The organism is Brevibacillus sp. LEMMJ03 (assembly GCF_007197875.1).
In the GTDB taxonomy this organism is placed as follows: domain Bacteria; phylum Bacillota; class Bacilli; order Brevibacillales; family Brevibacillaceae; genus Brevibacillus; species Brevibacillus thermoruber.
Map to the genome: position 1 here is coordinate 433,523 of NZ_VKJN01000001.1, position 18,546 is coordinate 452,068.

The window sequence follows — 18,546 nt, forward strand, 5'->3', positions numbered from 1 at the left end:
CCCGGCGAGACTCATAAAATGAAGCAATAGTCTCGCAGGGATTTAGGTGATAGAATAAATGCTGGGGAATACGCGTAGGGCTTGGCTGCTGCTGCTGTGCGTCGTGCTGTTTGCCGGCTGCTCGATCGACAGCCATTTGCAGGGAGTGGTAAAGGTGGAGGACCCCTTCGCCAGCGACGACGAACGCGAATTTGTCGGGCTGGTGATCCACTTTCTCGCCCTGCCGCATGGCGAGAGCACGCTGATCCGACTGCCGGGCGGAAAAACCATGCTGGTCGACACGGGAAGCGCGGAAGACTGGCCCGTCTTGTTCGGCATGCTGTCCGAGCGAAAGCTGACGCGTCTGGACTATGTTGTCGTGACCAACGATCAGCCGGAACAAGCGGGGGGCTTCGCCTTTCTCAGCGACCGGATGCCGGTGGATACGGTCATTCTGCCCCGTCTGATCGAGCCGTCGATTCGCAGGCTCGTCCCGCTCAAAGGGGACAAAAAGCTGCTGCCCGTCGCGGACGGCGACGCGATCAGACTGGACAACGACGTTGTGTTGGACGTGCTTCATCCCAGCGAACCGCTGTTTTTGTCTCCGCAGGACAATTCCCTGGTGTTCCGGCTGCGGCACGGCCAGCTTCGCTTTCTCTTTGCCAGCGCCGTCAATGAAAAGGCGGAAGAGCGCCTGCTGGAGAAGCACGGCGGCCAGTTGAAGGCGGAAGTGCTGAAAGTGGCCGACCAGGGGAGAAACCAGGCCTCTTCCCAGCCGTTTCTCACCAAGGTGGACCCGCAGGTGGCGGTGATTCTGACCGGCAAGTCCCGAAACGAGATGAAAGACAGCCAGGAGGAAGTGCTGGAACGCCTGGGCGAATCGTGGGCGGAGACCTACATCACCAGCCAGCACGGCACGATCGCGATCCTGTCCAACGGCAGGGATTACCGTGTCGTCAAGCGAAAAAAGTAAGGAGGAAGGACCGTACGTGGCCAAAAGTGAAAAGATTTCGGAAGCGGTCGTTCGCCGTTTGCCGATTTATCTGCGCTACCTGAGTTATTTGCAGCAAGTGGGCGTGACGACGGTATCCTCCCAGCAGATGGGCAAAAATCTGGACGTCAACCCCGCCCAAATCCGCAAAGACTTAGCCGCGTTCGGCGATTTCGGCAAGAAAGGCATCGGCTATGACGTCAACTACCTGGTGGAAAAAATCCGCCAGATTCTCAAACTGGATCAGGAAATTCGCGTCGCGCTCGTCGGCGCCGGCCATCTCGGCCACGCGATCAGCAACTACAACGCGTTCCTGAAGGATCAGATGCGGATCGCGGCGATTTTTGACAGCGATCCGGCCAAGCAGGGCAAGCAGATTGCGGGGATCACGATCCAGCCGCTGGAAGAGCTGAAGCAGACAGTGAAGGATCGGCACATTCGCCTGGCGATCATCACGGTCCCGGCTGCCGCCGCCCAATCGGTGGCCGATCTCTTGATCGAGGCGGGGATCGAAGGCATCCTCAACTTCGCGCCGACGACCATCCGGACGGAGAAAGAGGTGCGCATCCACTATGCGGATGTGACGTCCAGCCTGCAAAGTCTCGCCTATTATTTAACGTAAGAACGGAGTGGAACGATGAAACAGACGATCTTGACTCACGCCACCGTGATCACCGTAAACGACCAGAACGAGGTGATCCACGACGGAGCCGTCGCGTTTGCCGGCAGCGCGATTACGTACGTCGGCCCCACGCCTGCGGACGTGTCCGGCTACGACGAGGTGATCGACCTGAAGGGCAACTACCTCCTGCCGGGCCTGATCAACACGCACGGCCATGCGGGCATGTCGCTCTTGCGCGGATACTCCGACGACCTGCCGCTGCAGCAGTGGCTCGAAGACAAAATGTGGCCGCTGGAAGCGCAGTTTACCGCCGACCATGTGAAATGGGGCACATACCTGTCGCTGATTGAGATGATCCGCACGGGAACGACGACCTTCGTCGACATGTACGACCACATGGACGAAGTGGCCAAAGCGGTGGAAGCGACCGGAATGCGCGCCCGGCTGTGCCGCGGCATGATCGGCCTCTGCTCGGAGGAAGAGCGGGCGGCCAAACTGCGGGAGGCTACCACTTTTGCCAAAAACTGGCACAATCAGGCGGACGGCCGCATCACCACGATGCTTGCGCCTCATGCGCCGTACACCTGCCCGCCGGAATTTATCACGCAAATTGTGGAACGGGCGGAAGAGCTTTCCCTGCCGATCCACATCCACATGTCGGAAACAAAGTGGGAAGTGGGCCAAAACGAGCGGGATTACGGCCTTCGTCCGGTCGCCCACCTGGAAAAACTGGGCGTGTTCCGCCGTCCGACGCTGGTAGCACATGCCGTTCATCTGACGGATGAAGAAATGGACGTATTGGCAAAATATCAAGTGAAAGTCTCCCACAACGTGGTGAGCAACCTGAAGCTGGCCAGCGGCGTGGCGCCGGTTCCCCAAATGCTGGCGAAAGGAATCAGCGTTTCGCTGGGAACGGACAGCACCGCCAGCAACAACAATCTGAACCTGTTTGAAGAACTGAAGCTGGCCGCCATTCTGCACAAGGGAGTGGGTTACGACCCCGTGGCCGTTCCGGCGGAAGAAGCGCTGCGCATGGCGACCCGCTACGGGGCGGACGGCGTGTTCCAGCCGGATGAGCTGGGTTCGATCGAAACCGGCAAGCAGGCGGACCTGATCGTCCTGGACAGCCATCAGGCCCATTTCCATCCCGCTCACAACCCGGTCTCCCACGTGGTGTATGCGGCCAACGGACGGGACGTGACCGACACGATCGTGGCCGGCCGGTTCCTGATGCGCAACCGCGAGCTGTTGACCGTGGACGAAGAGCGCGTGATTTTTGAAGCGAACCGCGTGTTCCAAACGCTGAAACGGTAAAAGGCTCCTGTCAGGGCAAATGACAGGAGAAGGGGAGCGTAGGTGTAGGTAGAGGAAGTTTTGTTTGGACGCCATGCCGCGCTCATTTTTGCCACACGTCCGTAAGCGGGGCGTGGCGGAACTCCAGTGTGGGCGAGTGGGTCAAGGTTCTCAGCGGCGACGACAACGCTGCCCAGGAGACGCGGTATTCCTGCAGCAGATACCCTAGCACGTCAGGAGATGTCGATCGTTGCGACGGTTTCACGCGCTCACCTCCTCGGGGTGTATCTGTAGTATGGCCGGGACGCCGGGGGGTATGTTTAGCAAGTTTTCCGTACCGTTCTAAAACCTTCCCGCCTCACATAGGTTAAGGAAAAAACGGGACAGGAGGGGAAGGACATGTACGTCCGGCCCAAGCAGCTCTGGTGGCTGCTGCCCATTTTTCTCGGCCTGTTTTTCCTTGGCGTGTCGTTGGGGGCGCTGCACAACCGGCATGACGGGAAGGGCGTGCCCATCATGGCAGAGGCAGAACGTGCGGAAGCGGATCGGATGGTCGTGGCCGATCTCTTGGACCAGCTCACCGAGCAAAAGGAACGGCCATTTGAAGTATACCTGCAAGATCACGTCCTGAGCGGACGTTTCCAGGGACAGCGGTTTCAATTAAGCGGGGAGATCGGCGGCCACCACGTGGAACTGCGGCGGAGCGAGCAGGACGTCAGCGTGACGGTGGACGGGCAGGTGCAGGAGCAAACGGCGCTGCCCTATGCCCTGTTCACGCCGCAGGAGCATGCGGTTCTCCTGAAAGACCACCTACGATCGGTCACGCCGCTGGCCGTGTCGGACCCCTCCAACCGGGCGTGGCAGGGGTACCGCTTGTCCATCCCGGCAGGAGAGGTCACCTCGCTCCTGGCGACGTGGCTGGGACCGTCTTTTCCCATCCAGGAGGCGGGACTGGCCCGCCAGATCGCCGTCGATTACCATGTGTGGTACGATGGTACGACACGGGAATTGCGGCAGTTGGACGTGCTGCTGCAAATGAAGACGCCGGCCGGCATGAAGCAGGACCAGCTTCGCTTCCGGCTGTAACGTTTGGAGGATAAAGGGGATTGTCATTGTGTACGTACGAATCTTTCTAGGGGCAGTGACCGTTTGTCTGGTGGTCGCCCTGGGTGCCGCCTATCACCTGACCTCCACGGTCGTGGGCAAGCGGCACGACTTCGAAGACCAGGTGCGGCAGTGGGTACAGGAACGGACGACGATCGCCCAGATCGATGCGATTGACGAGTACCGCGGCAAGCAGGCGTACGCCGTCGTGCTGGGCAAAAACATGGCCGGAACGCCGGTGGTCGCCTGGCTGACAGCCGACAAGGCCGAATTTGACACGATGGACAGGGCGGTAAGCCGGGAAAGTGTCGAAGCGGCGGTCAAAAAAGGCTTCCCGGACGCGCGGGTGCTGCACATCGTCCCGGGGTTGGACGAGAACAGCCGCTTTTGGGAAGTCACCCTGCAGGATCGCGACGGCCGTTTTCACTATCTCCACTACGACCTGTTCAGCGGCAAGCTGCTCACGTCTTACATCATCTCGCCGGCGTAGACCGGATGCAGATGTACGCTCGCAAGGCCTTTTTCCAAGCGAAAAAGGCCTTTTTGCCGTTCTAGTCGAGTCCCGCTATCCAACATCTGCATACCAAAAACGCTATACGGGTGTGATATACTGGAACCGATGACAGAGAGCACAAAACAACAAGGGGGGAGTAGCTGTGCAACTGCGAAAACGTGCGATAGGCCTCTCGCTGCTGGCGACGCTCACTCTCCTGTTCGGTGGTTGGTTCTTGTACCAGAAAATGGAAGTGGAAAAACCGCTTCGCACCCAAATCGGACAGATGCAGTCAGCGGAACTGACGCACTTGGATGTAAGCAAGGATCGCATTGAGATAAAGCTGCAGGTGACCCGCCCGGATCTGTTCCCGCAGGAATACCGCCGCTTGCTCCAGGAAACCGCGGCCCTGGCCGGGGGCAAGACGGTGGAAGTTGGAGTGGACAACCGCTCCCAAGACCTGGAACAGATTTGGATGGACGGGTTGTTTTCCTTTACGGAAGCGGTGGATCTGCACCAGTACAGCCGCATTCCGCAGATGTTGACGGAGTGGAAGACGGCCCATCGGCTGGATGAAGCGTCCGCATTGATGGACGACCGCAACGTCTACGTCTACATGAAAAAGGGGAAGGACGACTTCTACGCCATCGTTCCCCGTTCGGCCGGAAACGAGGTGACGACGCATGGGTAAGGAGATCTTGTGCGGCGTGATTCCCGGCATCCTGATCTTCCTGCTGTTCCTCGGTGTCAACATCACGCCGTTTCTCGTGTTTGCGGCCGTCCTGACGGCCATTTATTTTCTGATCGTACGGCAGAACCAGGGAAAACTGTCGTTCGGCGGCAAGTCCAAGCCGAGCAAACACGCCGTTCCCGCCTCCAACGTGACGTTCTCCGACATCGGCGGACAGGAGCGGGCCAAAAACGAGTTGAAAGAAGCGCTCGATTTTCTCGTGCACAAGGACAAAATCGAGCAGTACGGCATTCGCCCGATCAAAGGGGTGCTGCTCACGGGTCCCCCGGGGACGGGGAAAACGCTGATGGCCAAAGCGGCGGCCAATTACACCAATTCCGCGTTTGTGGCCGCTTCCGGTTCCCAGTTTGTGGAGATGTACGTCGGGGTGGGCGCCCAGCGCATCCGCGATTTGTTCAAGGAAGTCAAAACCCTGGCAGAAAAGAACGGTCAGGACAGCGGGATCATTTTCATCGACGAAATTGACGTGATCGGCGGCAAGCGCGACGGTCAGCAGCAGCGCGAATACGACCAAACGCTGAACCAGCTCTTGACCGAGATGGACGGCATCGCCACCAGCGACAAGCCGCGCATCCTGCTGATTGCCGCGACCAACCGCAAGGACATGCTGGACCCCGCTCTGCTTCGTCCCGGACGCTTTGACCGGCACATCAGCGTCGATCTGCCGGACAAGACCGCGCGCGAGCAGATTCTGATGATCCACACCGCCAACAAGCCGCTTGCCCCCGACGTCTCGCTGGAAAAAGTGGCGCAGGAGACGTTTGGCTTCTCCGGCGCGCAGTTGGAGAGCGTGGCGAACGAAGCAGCGATTTACGCCATGCGCGAACAGTGCGAGAAGATTGAGGCGCGCCACTTTGCCCACGCGGTGGACAAGGTCATGCTGGGGGAAAAAGTGGACCGGGAAGCGTCGCTGGAAGAAAAGAAGCGGGTGGCGCTGCACGAGCTGGGACACGCGATCGTCAGCGAACACGTGCGCCCTGGTTCCGTCTCCCAGGTGACGCTGAGTCCTCGCGGCAAAGCGTTGGGTTACGTCCGTCAAAATCCGCTGGAGGATCGCTACCTGTACACCAAGGAAGCGCTGGAACAGCAGATCATGGTCTGCCTCGGCGGCGCCGTCGCCGAAGAAATCTACTACGGCGGCCGGAGCACCGGCTCCAAGAACGACTTTGAGCAGGCTCTGAACATGGCGACGGAGATCGTCCAGAGCGGGATGTCCCGCTTGGGGATCGTCCACCTGCAATTCGCGGACAAGACGCAAATACACGAAGAAGTAAACCGATTGCTGGAGGAACTGCTGGAGAAGACGCGCGCGCTGCTGCGCCAGTTCGACTCCGTGTTCCAGATCGGCCTCAACACCCTGCTGGAAGAGGAAGTGCTGCATGGCGACGCGTTCCGCAGCCTGCTGGCCGAAGCCCGGCAATCGTCCGAGGAGCTGGCGGTTTGATCCGCCGGCTTTTTTTGTGTTCATCACAACGTCTGCCTGGGAAGAGGCCGTGCCTGTTTCCGCTGATCCGTCTTGCGGAAGTCTCGGACTTTTTTTTCCGGGACAGGGTACCCAACCGCGCCCGTGTTGAATATTCTACAAGAGCACATGGGAGAGACATCAGAAGGGAAGGAGACCCAATGGCAAGATTAAACCGACGAAAACTGAACAAATCCTTGGGAAAAAGCCCGAAGAACGAGTCGTTCGAGATTCCCTTTCTGCCGCAGACATCGGACCTGGTCTGGCTCGAACGGCTGGAGTCGGAATTGACGGATGAAGACGATTACGAAGAAATCGAGCCGAAACCGGTCCCAACTACCAACAAAAGCAGCGCCGTCATCCCGCCCCTGCAAAATGTTCCCCCCCAGAACGTTTCCTCCAATCAAACAATGTTCTCCAAGATCATCAAGGAGCGGAAACAAGAGCAAGGCCATTCCTTTGTCTATACGGATGATCTGAGCGATCAGGCGGTGACGGCCGAAAAGATCGCGAACCGGGCGATCGACGCTTCCAAGATCAAGCCGGGCAGCATCGACAACAGCCTGCTGAAAGACTACGCCGTCGACAGCGCCAAGCTGGCCGACAACAGCGTCACTTCCGGCAAGATTGCCCCGGATGCCATCCAATCCGTCCACATCGGCAGAAACGTCATTACCGGCGAGATGATCCAGGACCGCTCCATTTCCGGTGACAAGCTGATGAACAACAGCATCACGTCGGATAAGCTGGCGGACAAGACGATCGACTCGATCAAGTTTGCCGAGGGGGCCATCCAAACCAAGCACATTCAGGAACAGGCGATCACCAGCGAGCTGATCCAGGATCAGGCGATCACGTCGGAAAAGATCAAAATGGGCGCGATTCAAAAAGGCAATCTGGCCAACTTTATCATCAACTCCGTCAAGCTGGAGGACGGCGCGGTCACGACCGACAAACTGAGGGACGCGGCAGTGACCGCAAGCAAACTGGACGAGGAAGCGGTCGAATCCCAGCACATCAAACACGGGGCGATTCTGCACGAGCATCTGGCAGAGTGTGCCGTGGACAGCGTCAACCTGATGCCGGGTTGCATCGAGGAGCAGCATATCGCCCATCTCATCATCGGCCCCCATCATCTGGCTCCGGAGGCGGTCAACGGCCAAAAGCTGGCACCATTTGCGGTTCAGACGGAGCATTTGGACAGCAGCTGCGTCACCAGCGAGAAATTGGCCAGGGGAGCCGTCAGCGGGATCCATCTGCAGGCGGCCGTGATTCAAACCAGTCATCTGCAGGACAACGTGGTGACCAGCAAGAAAATCGGCGACCAGCAGGTGACCACCAGCAAACTGGCCCATCAGGCGGTGGACGCCGACAAGCTGGCGCCGCGCAGCGTCTACGGGGTCCATGTGGCCGATGAGTCGATCGAAGCCAGACACATCGCCGAGGGGGCCATCACGAAGGAGAAGCTGGCCAGGGGCGCAATCGAGGATGTGCATCTGCGCGAGCGCATCATCAGCAACGTTCATTTAAAGGATCACATCATCCAGACGCACAACCTGGCAGATCACGTGGTGACCACGTCGAAGCTGGCGAGCGAATCCGTCTCCACCGACAAAATCACGGAACTGAGCGTCACGACCCCCAAGCTGGCGGACGGGGCCGTCACATCGGCGAAACTGGCGACGGAGTCCATCAAGGGACGTCACTTGTCAAAAGGCGTCATCACCGGGGAAAAACTGGCCGACAAATCCGTGCAGGCCCAGCATCTGGTGAGCGGTTCCGTGCAGAACGAACACATCCAGGCAGGCGCCGTGACGGCGAAAAAGCTGGCGGACGGCAGCGTCACCCGGGAGAAACTGGCGGACCGCAGCGTGGACGGTACCAAACTGGAAGCCCGTTCGGTGACCGGGGAGCACGTGGTGAAAGGCAGCCTGACCGGTGAGCACCTGGCTCCCGGCAGCGTGACCCGCGACCTGCTCACCCCCCGGATCGTCGACAGCGACCACATTTGTCCGCAGGCGATCGGCCCTCACCATCTCCAGCCGGAGTTGATTGGCACCGAACTGCTGGTCGATCAGGCGGTCACCCGGGAAAAGCTGGCGGCACGCAGCGTGGACGGCGAAAAGCTGGACGTGTTTGCGGTGACGACGGATCACATCGTCGACCGGTCGATCAATCGGGATAAGCTGGCCAACGGCTCCGTTCATGCCGAACACGTGCAGCGGAAAAGCATCGGGTCTCACCATCTGCAGGAATCCATCGTGTTTGCGGTTCACCTGAAGGAGGAGGCTGTGACTCGGGAGAAGCTGGCAGCCGGCGCCGTGACGCAGGAAAAGCTGGCGGACGGAGCCGTGACGGCCGATAAATTGGCAGACCGCGCCGTAACCGCCAAGCATGTGACGGAGAAGGCGATCGCCGCGGAGCATCTGGCCGATGCTTCTGTCACACCGGAAAAGCTGTCGTTTCGGCCGGTGGAAACCGGCAGCATACAGGGGATCACCCTGCAGCAGTTCGGATTTGTTCCGTTTCGCCTGGCTGCCGGCAAAAAATCGACAGATGTGACCATCCGGCTCAACGTTCCCTACGTGGACCCCCATTACTGTCTGATCGCCATGACCAATCAGGCGGGATGCTGTACGTCACTCAAGTACACGAGCCGGACCTATGCCGTCGTGAACGTGTTCCGCACCCGTTTTGGCCAGGAGACTTCTGGCGTACTGCAGTGGATTGCGGTCGGGGAAAAAGGAACGGCGCTGGCGCTGAACGAGGAGCTGCCGGTCGTGCTGACGGAGGAGGACGAAGAACCGGACCTCGACCCGAGCGCAGAAGCGGAGACGGAAGAGGCTGAAGATGTCCATGACGAAGACTTCGGGCAGCCCGAAGATGTGGAGGGTGACGTCCAAGGGCAAGCACCTGTACAGCGTGCGGCGACGAATGCGGCGCGCGGGCAGGTCCATTCGGCCCAAGCGGCCATCGAACCGGACGCGGCAGAGGACGCCCGCGGTCCCTCGGAGGCGGCGACGGGATCGAAGCGGGAGGAGCCGGTGCCCGAACCAGACGGCCATCCCGTGGAAGCGAATGAGCGGTTCGCCGAAAACGAACCGGGCGCCGCGCACTCCGTCCATCCGGATGAGACGAATCAACACTGACAGCAGCGAAACGGGGCCTCTCTGGCAGTGCGAAGGGAGGGCCCTGTTTTGTTGCGCCCGCTCACCTGCAGACGGAACAGTCACGTTCGTCACGTTTTACCCGGGGTTGCCGCGATCCGCAGAACCCCAATCAGTTACCATAATATTTTTATGGTCACCTAAGGCCGGTCAGTCTTTCATTGAATTTGTGCATACCCGATAGTATAATTGATTCGTTACAACCAAGTCGGAATTTGTTTGGAATGGCATATTGGAGGGAAAACAAGCCGATGATGACGACCATTGCCCAGATCGGGCAGCACGTGGGACAAGAAGTGCGACTGGGCTGCTGGCTTTACAACAAACGCAGCAGCGGTAAAATACAATTCCTGCAGCTTCGCGACGGCTCCGGTTTTATCCAGGGCGTCGTGGTCAAGGCCGAGGTGCCGGAAGCGGTGTGGGAAGCGGCTTCCAAGCTGACTCAGGAAAGCTCCCTGTACATAACCGGCGTAGTGCGCGCGGACGAGCGGGCACCCAGCGGCTTCGAGCTGACGGTAACCGGAATCGACATCATCCAGATCGCTCACGATTACCCGATCTCGCTCAAGGAGCACGGCGTTGACTTCTTGATGGACCATCGTCACCTGTGGCTGAGAACGCCGCGCCAGCGAGCCGTGATGGCGATCCGTTCCGAGGTGATCCGCGCCGTTACCGAGTTTTTCCAGCAGCACGGGTTTTACAAGGTGGATCCGCCGATTCTCACGCCGACATCCGCAGAGGGAACGACCAACCTGTTCCACACCAAGTATTTTGACGAGGACGCCTACCTGTCGCAATCCGGCCAGCTTTACATGGAAGCAGCCGCCATGGCGTTGGGGCGCGTCTACTCCTTCGGGCCGACGTTCCGTGCGGAAAAGTCCAAAACTCGCCGCCACCTGATCGAGTTTTGGATGATCGAGCCCGAGATGGCCTTCGTCGATCACGAAGAAAACCTGCGCATTCAGGAGGCGTTCGTCTCCCATATCGTGCAGTCCGTTCTGAAAAACTGCCAGCGCGAACTGAAAACGCTGGACCGCGACACCAGCAAGCTGGAAAACGTGGTGGCTCCGTTCCCGCGCATCACGTACGACGACGCGATCAAGCTGCTGCAGGAAAAAGGCAGCGACATCAAGTGGGGCGACGATTTCGGCGCGCCGGACGAAACGATGATCGCCGAGCACTTTGACAAGCCGGTCTTCATCACCCACTATCCGACCGAGATCAAAGCCTTCTACATGAAGCCGGATCCGAACCGGCCGGAAGTGGTTCTCTGTGCCGACCTGATCGCCCCCGAGGGCTACGGCGAAATTATCGGCGGCAGCCAGCGGATTGACGATCCTGTCCTGCTGGAGCAGCGCTTTACAGAACACCATCTGTCCGAAGACGCCTACAAGTGGTACCTGGATCTGCGCAAATACGGCACGGTGCCGCACTCCGGTTTCGGCCTCGGGCTGGAGCGGACGATCGCTTGGATTTGCGGACTTGACCACGTGCGTGAGACGATTCCGTTCCCGCGCATGCTGTACCGTCTCTACCCATAATGACCCGACCGTATTCGGCAGCCTGGCTGCCTGACGGCCCGACACCCTGTTGCCGGAGGGCGGCAGGGTGTTCGCTTGCCTGGATTTGCCGGATGACCGGCCCGTCAATGAGGTGAAAGCTTTTCATGGACTCCCATATTCTGCAACTGCTGCAAGAAGGCGCGACGTCCGTCTCCAATCTGCTGTTGAAAATGTACAAGCGCATGTCTCTTTCCGACGAGGAGATGATGCTGATCATCCATCTGCTGTCGTTTCAGCAGGAGGGGAACCGGTTTCCCACCCTGCAGGAGCTGGAAGAGCGCATGTCCCTCACGCCCGCGAGGCTGATCCAGACGCTGCAAAAGCTGTTGAAGGAAGAGTGGATCAGGATTGACGAATACATTGACCAGCAAACGGGGCTGCGCCATGAGCAGTACAATTTGACGCCGCTGTACCGCAAGTTGTACCAGAGCTGGCGCGAGCAGCTCACGGCTTCCCGTATCGTCGACTCGGTGGCGGAACCGTTCGCCGAGGCGGCTGCGGCGTCCGCCGAGGAGCCGGCCGGTCTGTACAGCCGGTTCGAACAGGCCTTCGGACGTCCCCTGTCCCCTTTTGAAATCGAGACGATCCACATGTGGACCGAGCAGGACGGCCACCCGGAGGAGTTGATCCTGACCGCCCTGCGGGAAGCGGCTGCCGTGGGCAAACTGCACATCCGCTACATCGACCGGATTCTCCTGGAGTGGCAAAAACAACAGATCACCAGCGTGGAGGAGGCGCGGCATTACAGTCTGCGCTTTCGTCGACAGGCCCCTTCGCGCGATTACCGGCAACCGCTGTGAGCACGTGAGTCACAGCGGTTTTATGTTGGGCACGGTCCGGTGCGTGAACGGCCGCTGCCGCGGTTTTGCGGCTGTACACGTACCCAATTCCGCATCGCTTCATACCATATTACGAAATACGTGACGTGTGCCCGTGCGGCATCGGTTTGACGTGCGACGCACGTTGACGCGCTGCCGCCGGGGCACGCAGGTTGGAGGGATGTTGCCGTGGAGAAGCGAAAACGAGGGGAACCGCCCCACTGGGTCATGCCGGGCGTCTTTTCCGGTCATGTCATCATCGAGGAAGCCGTCGAACGGGTTACCTCCGTCAAACTGCCGGAGTTGCTTCCGTTTGAAGGGCCGGCGTCGAAGGAGCGGATCGAACAGCCTGAGGAGCCGTTGTGGAAGGAGCGGATCGAACAGCTCGAGGCGCAGGTGGCTGCGCTGAGGGAATCGCTCGCCGCCTGGGAGGAACGCTTCAAGGCGCTGGAAGCCGAACAGAAACGGGAGTGCGAGTACTTGTACCAGGTCGTCCTCTCCTTGAAAAAAGAGTGGGAGAAAGAGCGAGATGAACATCGCCATCATTAGCCCCGGGCCGTTTTCCGTGCCGCCGGTCAAGGGCAGCTCCGTGGAGCACGATATAGACGAAGTGAGCAAAGTGTTCGGGCCGGGGCATCAGGTGACGATCTACACCCGCACGTGTCCCGACTATCCGCAGTCCGCCCGGGAGGAACACCGGGAGTTCGTCCGCTTCGCCTACAGCGGTCCGCGCCCATACCTGCGCAGGGTGATCCGCGATTTGCGCAAGCGGCAGCCGGACGTGATTCTGGTGGAAAACCGGCCGCATTTTGTACCGGCGCTGCGGCGCCATTTTCCCCGTGCGCCGATCGTTGTGAACATGCACTCCCACGTCTACGCGTCCCCGCCGCTCATCAGCCCGGAACAAATGCGGCGGGTAGGCCGCCTGGCGGACGGCATTCTCACGAACAGCGAGTATTTGCGCAGCCATTTTATCGAAAAACTCCGGCTGCCCGCGTCAAAGGTGCACGCCGTACACCTCGGGGTGGACGTTGCGCCCTATCAGGCGGCCCGAAACAGCCGCGCGGTGAAAAAACTGCGCCGGCAGTTGGGGCTGAAGTCGCATCATCGGGTGCTGTTCTACGCGGGCCGGCTGATTCGCGAAAAAGGGGTCCACGTTTTGCTGACGGCGTTTCGGAACGTAAAAGTACGGGACCCGAAAGCGCGGCTGGTGATCGTCGGAGGGACGGGATACGGCAGCAACCGCGAGAACGCCTACGTGCGCCGTCTGAAAGCCTTGGCGGAACCGCTGGGCGACGCGGTGATATTCGTCAACTTCGTGCCCGGCGCGCAGATGCCGCTGTACTACCAGATCGGCGACGTGGTGGCGACGCCGTCGGTCTGGCAGGAGCCGTTTTGCCGCGTCAATCTGGAAGCGATGGCTTCCGGCAAGCCGGTCATCACCACGCCGCGGGGGGGCATCGGGGAAGTGGTCAACCACCTGGGAAGCGGGTTTCTCATTCCGCCCAAGGAGTGGCCAAAGGAACTGCCGGCCGTCTGGGAGACGCTGTGGAGCGCTCCCCGATTCCGCTCCGACATGGGACGGCGGGCGCTGATGCGAGCCGGGCAATTCTCCTGGCACGCGACTGCCCAGGAGTATCTGCGCGTATTCGAGGAAGTCATCGCCAAACGCACAGGGCGAAAGCAGGCACAGGGCAGGCAGCCGCTGCGCAGCATCGGCTGAGCTGACGACCGGCCGGAATGGGTGGTCGCCCGTTCTTTCCCGGTTGTGGACGTCCGCCCTGTTCAGAAGGGGGAAGCCGCATACCTTATAAGTATCGCAGAGCACAACTGGGGAGTGATTGTCGTGAAAGGGTTAATCTTGTGTGCTGGACGCGGTACCCGCCTGCACCCCTTTTCCTATTCCCAACCCAAAACCCTCCTCCCTGTGGCGAATCACCCGGTTTTACACTACTGCTTACTCAAACTGCGTGAAGTGGGTGTGCGTGACATCGGAATTGTCATACAACCGTCCCAAATGCAAATTCCTCAATATGTGGGCGATGGTAGTCAATTTGGGGCTACCATTACCTTTCTTGAGCAAAAAAAGCCGTTGGGAATCGCCCATGCCGTGCAGCTGGCGCAGCCGTTCCTGCGTGACGAACCGTTTATCCTGCTATTGGGCGATAATTTACTGATGGATTCCCTGCACGAGCTGACGCAGACCTTTACCCGCACCCGTGCGGACGGTGTCGTGATGCTGAGCAAGGTGGACAGACCGGAGGATTACGGGATCGCGGAAATACAGGAGGAGCGTCTGATCTCCGTAGAAGAAAAACCGCAGCGGCCCAAAAGCAATCTCGCAGTGATCGGCGCCTATCTGTTTACCCGCCCGATCTTTGCGTCGATTGCCACCCTGCGTCCGTCCAGCCGCGGCGAATACGAAATCACGGACGCGATCCAATCGATGATTGACCGCGGCTATCACATCGCCCATACCGTCACCAACGGGAAATACACGGATGTGGGAACGATTGAACGCTGGCTCGAGGCCAACCGCTGGATGCTGAAGCAGGAGCTGGGCGTCCGGCACGAGGTCGGCAGCGACAGCATTGTGGAAAACTGCACCATCGTCGGCCCGGTGGTGATCGGGAAGCGCTGCCGTATCGAGAACTGCCGGCTGGGTCCCTATGTCGCCATTCAGGATGGCGTTCAGTTGAAAAACTGCAAGCACATTGAAAACAGCATTCTGCTCGAGAACAGCTCGCTCAAGGACGTGGAATGGCCGGTGACCAACAGCGTGTTTGGCCGTTCCTCCCATCTCGCCGGCAGCGCAGCGGACAGCGGAGGGGTGTTTATCCTCAGCGACAAATCCTCCATCCGCATGCCCGGGGCAAAGGGGAATCCGCCATGACGACGATGACGCCGGAGACCCCTACTTTCACCGTTGTCATTCCCACGTACAACCGGGAAGCGTATATCGACAAGGCGATCCGCAGCGTGCTCAAACAGACGTCCACGGACTGGAAATTGCTGATCATGGACGATGCGTCCACAGACCAGACGTACCAGAAAGTGGCCCCCTATCTGATGCATCCCCGCATCCAGTACTACCGGATGGAGGAGAATTCCGGCATTTCCAAGGTGATGAACCAGGCGCTGGCGATGGTGGATACGCCGTTTCTGGTCCAGTTGGATTCGGACGACTGGCTGCCGAGTGAGACACTGTCCATCCTGAAGCGATACATCCGCAAAGACAAGAAGAACACGGCGCTTTTCTACGGAAACGTGAAAATCTGGCGGGTCAGGCGCGGGCGCTGCTGCGATCCGTTTTTGATCACACACAAGCAGTTTCACAACAAATACGACTTTTTACAGTACACCCGCTGGATGGTGGCGCCGCGGTGCTATCGGGTAGACGCCTTGCGGGAGGTGGGAGGATGGGATACCTCTGATCCGTATGAGGGGCGGATCATGGAAGACCGGCGAATGATTCTCCGGCTGATTGAACGGTACCCCGTGAAGTGGATCAACCGCAAGCTGTACAACAGGACCAAGCACCGGGGACAGCTTACCGACAAAGAGATGAAATGGAAACGGAACCAGCTCCGCAGAGAGACCTTCCAGCACTTTCTCATGCGCTGGGGGGGCGAATACAAACCCGTCTACGGCTATAAAAGCGGGTATCTCATCATCAAGCGGCTGAAGAGAGTGAGGCGGCAAGACGGATGAGAACCGTGCCGACCACGGGATGGGCGGGGGATCGTTTCTTGACTGCCCCCGCGAACAGCAGCGCGCAGACATGCGCACCGTCCAAAACGGCTCACACATGAAATCGGGAGGCCATCGCATGCATCGGGTTCTTGTCTACCGGCGAAAATTCCTGCCGAAAAGCGAGACGTTCATCTACGAACAACTGCTTGGCCACCAGCGCGTGAAGCCGGTCGTGCTGACGCGGCGGCCGTGCAACCGCGAGCAGTTTCCCTACTGGCCCGTGTACGTGCGCAGACGGTTCAAAGGTCTTGCCGGCTGGCTGAAAAAAAAGAAGATCGCATGCCTGCACGCCCGATTCGGCCCGGCCGGGTTGGAGCTGCTGCCGCATGCGCGGAAGGCGAAACTGCCGCTGATCACCTCCTTTCACGGGTTTGACGCCACCAAGCGCGTGCAGGAGGACCGCCGTTACCGCCGCGCGCTGAAGCGGCTGTTCCGTCAAGGGAAGGCGTTTACGGTCGTCAGCAAGCACATGAAGCGGCGGCTGATCCGGCTCGGCTGTCCCGGCAAAAAAATCACCTTGATCCGCTCCGGGATCGATCTGCGCAAATTTCCCCTGCAGCCCCCGCAGCCGGTCGTCGACGGGGCGTTTCGCCTGTTGAGCGTCGGCCGTTTGACAGAAAAGAAAGGGATGGATACGCTGATAAAGGCGTTTGCCCGCATCCGTCCCCAGTTTCCCCGTGCGACGCTGACGATCGTCGGCGACGGGGAAGAGAAGAAGAAGCTGCGCCGCCTGATCAGGCGCCATCGCCTGCAGCATGCCGTTACGCTGCGCGGCACCCAGCCTCATCAGGAGGTTGGGCGTGAACTGGCGAACTGCCATGTGTTCGTCATCGCCTGCAAAACGGCGAAAAACGGCAACCAGGAAGGCATTCCCAACGTCCTGATGGAAGCGATGGCGACCGGCAGGCCGGTCATCTCCACCTATCACGCGGGCATTCCCGAACTGGTGGAACACGGCAGGACGGGATACCTCGTACCGGAGCGGTCCGTCTCCAAGCTGGCCGACATGATGAAACGCGTGCTGAAGGAGCAGGACCGGTGGCCGGACGTGGTGATCCGGGCGAGAGAAAAGGTGGAGCGCCGCCACGATATAGAGAAACAGCGCGCAAAACTGGAAGCCTTGTATCTGCGCGTACTGAAAAAGCAGCGATGAGGTGAAACGATGGAGGTAGCCGTAGTAGGTACGGGATACGTGGGTCTGACGACGGCGGTGTCCCTCGCCTTGCACGGACATCGGGTGACGGGCGTGGATGTCGACGCGGCGAAAATCAGCCGCTTGAAGCAAAAAATCTGCCCCATATACGAACCCGGTCTGGAGGAAGCGTTGGCCCGGGCGGTCGACAGCGGCGCGCTTCGGTTTGCCGCCAGTCTGAACGAGGGCGCCCGCGATGCGGAGGTGCTGTTCATCTGCGTCGGCACGCCGGAAGCGACCGACGGTTCGGCCGATCTGTCCTATCTGTTTGCCGCCGTGGATGACATTCGCGCCCTGCAGGACGACGTGCCGAAGCAGCGCACCGTTGCCATCAAAAGCACGGTTCCTGTCGGTACGGCCGATCGCGTGGCCGCCCGGCTTGCCGCGTGCGGGGGGATTCACGTGGCGTCCAATCCGGAGTTTTTGCGGGAAGGGAGCGCCTTGCAGGACGCGCTGTCGCCGTCCCGCATCGTGATCGGGGCCGATGCGGATGAGGCGTTTGCCGTCCTGGAACGGTTGTACGAAGGGGTAACGGCGCCGCGCGTGCTCACAACGCGGGCCGATGCGGAGCTGATCAAATACGCGTCCAACGCGTTTTTGGCCACGAAGATTTCGTTTATGAACGAGCTGGCCCGGCTGAGCGCGGTGCTGGGCACGGACGTGCAGACCGTAGCCCGCGGGATGGGGCTGGACAGCCGGATCGGGCCGGAGTTTTTGCAGGCGGGGCTGGGCTACGGCGGGTCGTGTTTTCCCAAGGACACGATCGCCCTGCTGCAGCTCGCCAAACAGCACGGCGTCTCCCTCTCCATCCTGGAGAAGGTGCGGGACGTGAATGCGACGCAGCCGGACTGGTTTATCGCGCGGCTGCGCGAGCGGATGGGGGCGCTGAACGGCAGGCGGATTGCCGTGCTGGGCCTGGCGTTCAAACCGAATACGGACGACATTCGGGAAGCCCCGTCCCTGAAGGTGCTGGATGTTCTGCTCCGTGAAGGGGCGGCGGTGTCCGCTTACGATCCGGTGGCGTCTCCGGCAGTCGCCCGGCTGTACCCTCAGGTGGCGTTCGCGTCCGACCCGTATGCGGCGCTCCAGGCTGCGGATGCCGCCCTGCTGGTGACGGAGTGGAAACACTGCGTAGACCTTGACTGGCAGCGGGTGAAGGCGGCGATGAACGCTCCCGTGCTGTTTGACGGGCGCAACGCCTGGCCGGCCGAAGCGCTGTCGAAAGCCGGGTTCGTCTATGCCGGCGTGGGCAGAAGCTGACTTTTCCGTCGAGAAAAGTCGGCTTTTTGCGTACGGGGCCATTTGAACCGGATGGCAGAATGCGCTACCATACACATATGGAATGGTTCCCCAACGAGA

Annotated in this window: 17 protein-coding genes; 16 read left to right on the plus strand and 1 reads right to left on the minus strand. The window is 59.9% G+C overall.

Annotated features, from left to right (window positions below):
• The first annotated feature begins 58 nt into the window (after positions 1-58).
• Genes FOI68_RS02155 through FOI68_RS02165 form a run of 3 tightly spaced genes read left to right on the plus strand, consistent with a single transcriptional unit; the run spans position 59 to position 2,906 of the window.
• Positions 59-952, plus strand: coding sequence for a ComEC/Rec2 family competence protein (locus tag FOI68_RS02155; RefSeq protein WP_029099644.1), 894 nt, complete (start codon positions 59-61; stop codon positions 950-952).
• A 16-nt stretch (positions 953-968) separates the two neighbouring features.
• Positions 969-1,592 carry a redox-sensing transcriptional repressor Rex gene (locus tag FOI68_RS02160; protein WP_029099645.1) on the plus strand — a complete coding sequence of 208 codons (624 nt, stop codon included), beginning with the start codon at positions 969-971 and terminating at the stop codon, positions 1,590-1,592.
• 15 nt (positions 1,593-1,607) lie between these two features.
• On the plus strand, positions 1,608-2,906 hold the full coding sequence (locus FOI68_RS02165) for an amidohydrolase (RefSeq protein ID WP_143862180.1): 1,299 nt from the start codon (positions 1,608-1,610) through the stop codon (positions 2,904-2,906).
• 82 nt (positions 2,907-2,988) lie between these two features.
• On the opposite strand, the gene FOI68_RS23235 is transcribed toward FOI68_RS02165, so the two are convergent.
• A complete protein-coding gene (locus FOI68_RS23235; RefSeq protein WP_156110418.1) occupies positions 2,989-3,150 on the minus strand; it encodes a hypothetical protein in 162 nt (53 codons plus the stop codon).
• 134 nt (positions 3,151-3,284) lie between these two features.
• On the opposite strand from FOI68_RS23235, the gene FOI68_RS02170 reads away from it, so the two are divergent.
• From FOI68_RS02170 to FOI68_RS02230, 13 genes are all read left to right on the plus strand, one after another.
• A complete protein-coding gene (locus FOI68_RS02170; protein ID WP_143862181.1) occupies positions 3,285-3,971 on the plus strand; it encodes a hypothetical protein in 687 nt (228 codons plus the stop codon).
• A 28-nt stretch (positions 3,972-3,999) separates the two neighbouring features.
• The gene (locus FOI68_RS02175; protein ID WP_143862182.1) at positions 4,000-4,479 is read left to right on the plus strand and encodes a cell wall elongation regulator TseB-like domain-containing protein; all 480 of its coding nucleotides are present in this window, start codon (positions 4,000-4,002) and stop codon (positions 4,477-4,479) included.
• Positions 4,480-4,645: 166 nt separating this feature from the next.
• Positions 4,646-5,173: a hypothetical protein gene (locus tag FOI68_RS02180; RefSeq protein ID WP_143862183.1), complete on the plus strand. Its 528-nt coding sequence runs from the start codon at positions 4,646-4,648 to the stop codon at positions 5,171-5,173.
• A complete protein-coding gene (locus FOI68_RS02185; protein WP_035297776.1) occupies positions 5,166-6,677 on the plus strand; it encodes an AAA family ATPase in 1,512 nt (503 codons plus the stop codon). The genes FOI68_RS02180 and FOI68_RS02185 overlap by 8 nt, the downstream gene beginning before the upstream one ends.
• A gap of 179 nt (positions 6,678-6,856) precedes the next feature.
• Positions 6,857-9,844 carry a WIAG-tail domain gene (locus FOI68_RS02190; protein WP_255433312.1) on the plus strand — a complete coding sequence of 996 codons (2,988 nt, stop codon included), beginning with the start codon at positions 6,857-6,859 and terminating at the stop codon, positions 9,842-9,844.
• A 269-nt stretch (positions 9,845-10,113) separates the two neighbouring features.
• Complete coding sequence (gene asnS / locus FOI68_RS02195; protein WP_143862184.1) at positions 10,114-11,403, plus strand: asparagine--tRNA ligase; 1,290 nt, start codon at positions 10,114-10,116, stop codon at positions 11,401-11,403.
• 125 nt (positions 11,404-11,528) lie between these two features.
• The gene (locus FOI68_RS02200; protein WP_029099652.1) at positions 11,529-12,224 is read left to right on the plus strand and encodes a DnaD domain-containing protein; all 696 of its coding nucleotides are present in this window, start codon (positions 11,529-11,531) and stop codon (positions 12,222-12,224) included.
• A gap of 207 nt (positions 12,225-12,431) precedes the next feature.
• Positions 12,432-12,791, plus strand: a complete 360-nt coding sequence (locus tag FOI68_RS02205; RefSeq protein WP_029099653.1) for a hypothetical protein — start codon at positions 12,432-12,434, stop codon at positions 12,789-12,791.
• A complete protein-coding gene (locus FOI68_RS02210) occupies positions 12,772-13,965 on the plus strand; it encodes a glycosyltransferase family 4 protein (protein ID WP_143862185.1) in 1,194 nt (397 codons plus the stop codon). The genes FOI68_RS02205 and FOI68_RS02210 overlap by 20 nt, the downstream gene beginning before the upstream one ends.
• Positions 13,966-14,088: 123 nt before the next feature.
• Complete coding sequence (locus FOI68_RS02215; protein WP_029099655.1) at positions 14,089-15,135, plus strand: glucose-1-phosphate thymidylyltransferase; 1,047 nt, start codon at positions 14,089-14,091, stop codon at positions 15,133-15,135.
• 5 nt (positions 15,136-15,140) lie between these two features.
• Positions 15,141-15,953: a glycosyltransferase family 2 protein gene (locus FOI68_RS02220; protein WP_143862244.1), complete on the plus strand. Its 813-nt coding sequence runs from the start codon at positions 15,141-15,143 to the stop codon at positions 15,951-15,953.
• Between the two features lie 118 nt (positions 15,954-16,071).
• Positions 16,072-17,148, plus strand: coding sequence for a glycosyltransferase (locus tag FOI68_RS02225; RefSeq protein ID WP_370512095.1), 1,077 nt, complete (start codon positions 16,072-16,074; stop codon positions 17,146-17,148).
• A gap of 9 nt (positions 17,149-17,157) precedes the next feature.
• Positions 17,158-18,447 carry a UDP-glucose dehydrogenase family protein gene (locus FOI68_RS02230; protein ID WP_143862187.1) on the plus strand — a complete coding sequence of 430 codons (1,290 nt, stop codon included), beginning with the start codon at positions 17,158-17,160 and terminating at the stop codon, positions 18,445-18,447.
• The last annotated feature ends 99 nt before the right edge of the window (positions 18,448-18,546 follow it).

What these genes read in the sequence shown, in the direction of transcription:
- FOI68_RS02155 (WP_029099644.1), top strand. Translation starts at nt 59, where the DNA reads ATGCTGGGGAATACGCGTAGGGCTTGGCTGCTGCTGCTGTGCGTCGTG.
- FOI68_RS02165 (WP_143862180.1), top strand. Translation starts at nt 1,608, where the DNA reads ATGAAACAGACGATCTTGACTCACGCCACCGTGATCACCGTAAACGAC.
- FOI68_RS02170 (WP_143862181.1), top strand. Translation starts at nt 3,285, where the DNA reads ATGTACGTCCGGCCCAAGCAGCTCTGGTGGCTGCTGCCCATTTTTCTC.
- FOI68_RS02185 (WP_035297776.1), top strand. Translation starts at nt 5,166, where the DNA reads ATGGGTAAGGAGATCTTGTGCGGCGTGATTCCCGGCATCCTGATCTTC.
- FOI68_RS02190 (WP_255433312.1), top strand. Translation starts at nt 6,857, where the DNA reads ATGGCAAGATTAAACCGACGAAAACTGAACAAATCCTTGGGAAAAAGC.
- asnS (WP_143862184.1), top strand. Translation starts at nt 10,114, where the DNA reads ATGATGACGACCATTGCCCAGATCGGGCAGCACGTGGGACAAGAAGTG.
- FOI68_RS02200 (WP_029099652.1), top strand. Translation starts at nt 11,529, where the DNA reads ATGGACTCCCATATTCTGCAACTGCTGCAAGAAGGCGCGACGTCCGTC.
- FOI68_RS02210 (WP_143862185.1), top strand. Translation starts at nt 12,772, where the DNA reads ATGAACATCGCCATCATTAGCCCCGGGCCGTTTTCCGTGCCGCCGGTC.
- FOI68_RS02220 (WP_143862244.1), top strand. Translation starts at nt 15,141, where the DNA reads ATGACGCCGGAGACCCCTACTTTCACCGTTGTCATTCCCACGTACAAC.
- FOI68_RS02225 (WP_370512095.1), top strand. Translation starts at nt 16,072, where the DNA reads ATGCATCGGGTTCTTGTCTACCGGCGAAAATTCCTGCCGAAAAGCGAG.
- FOI68_RS02230 (WP_143862187.1), top strand. Translation starts at nt 17,158, where the DNA reads ATGGAGGTAGCCGTAGTAGGTACGGGATACGTGGGTCTGACGACGGCG.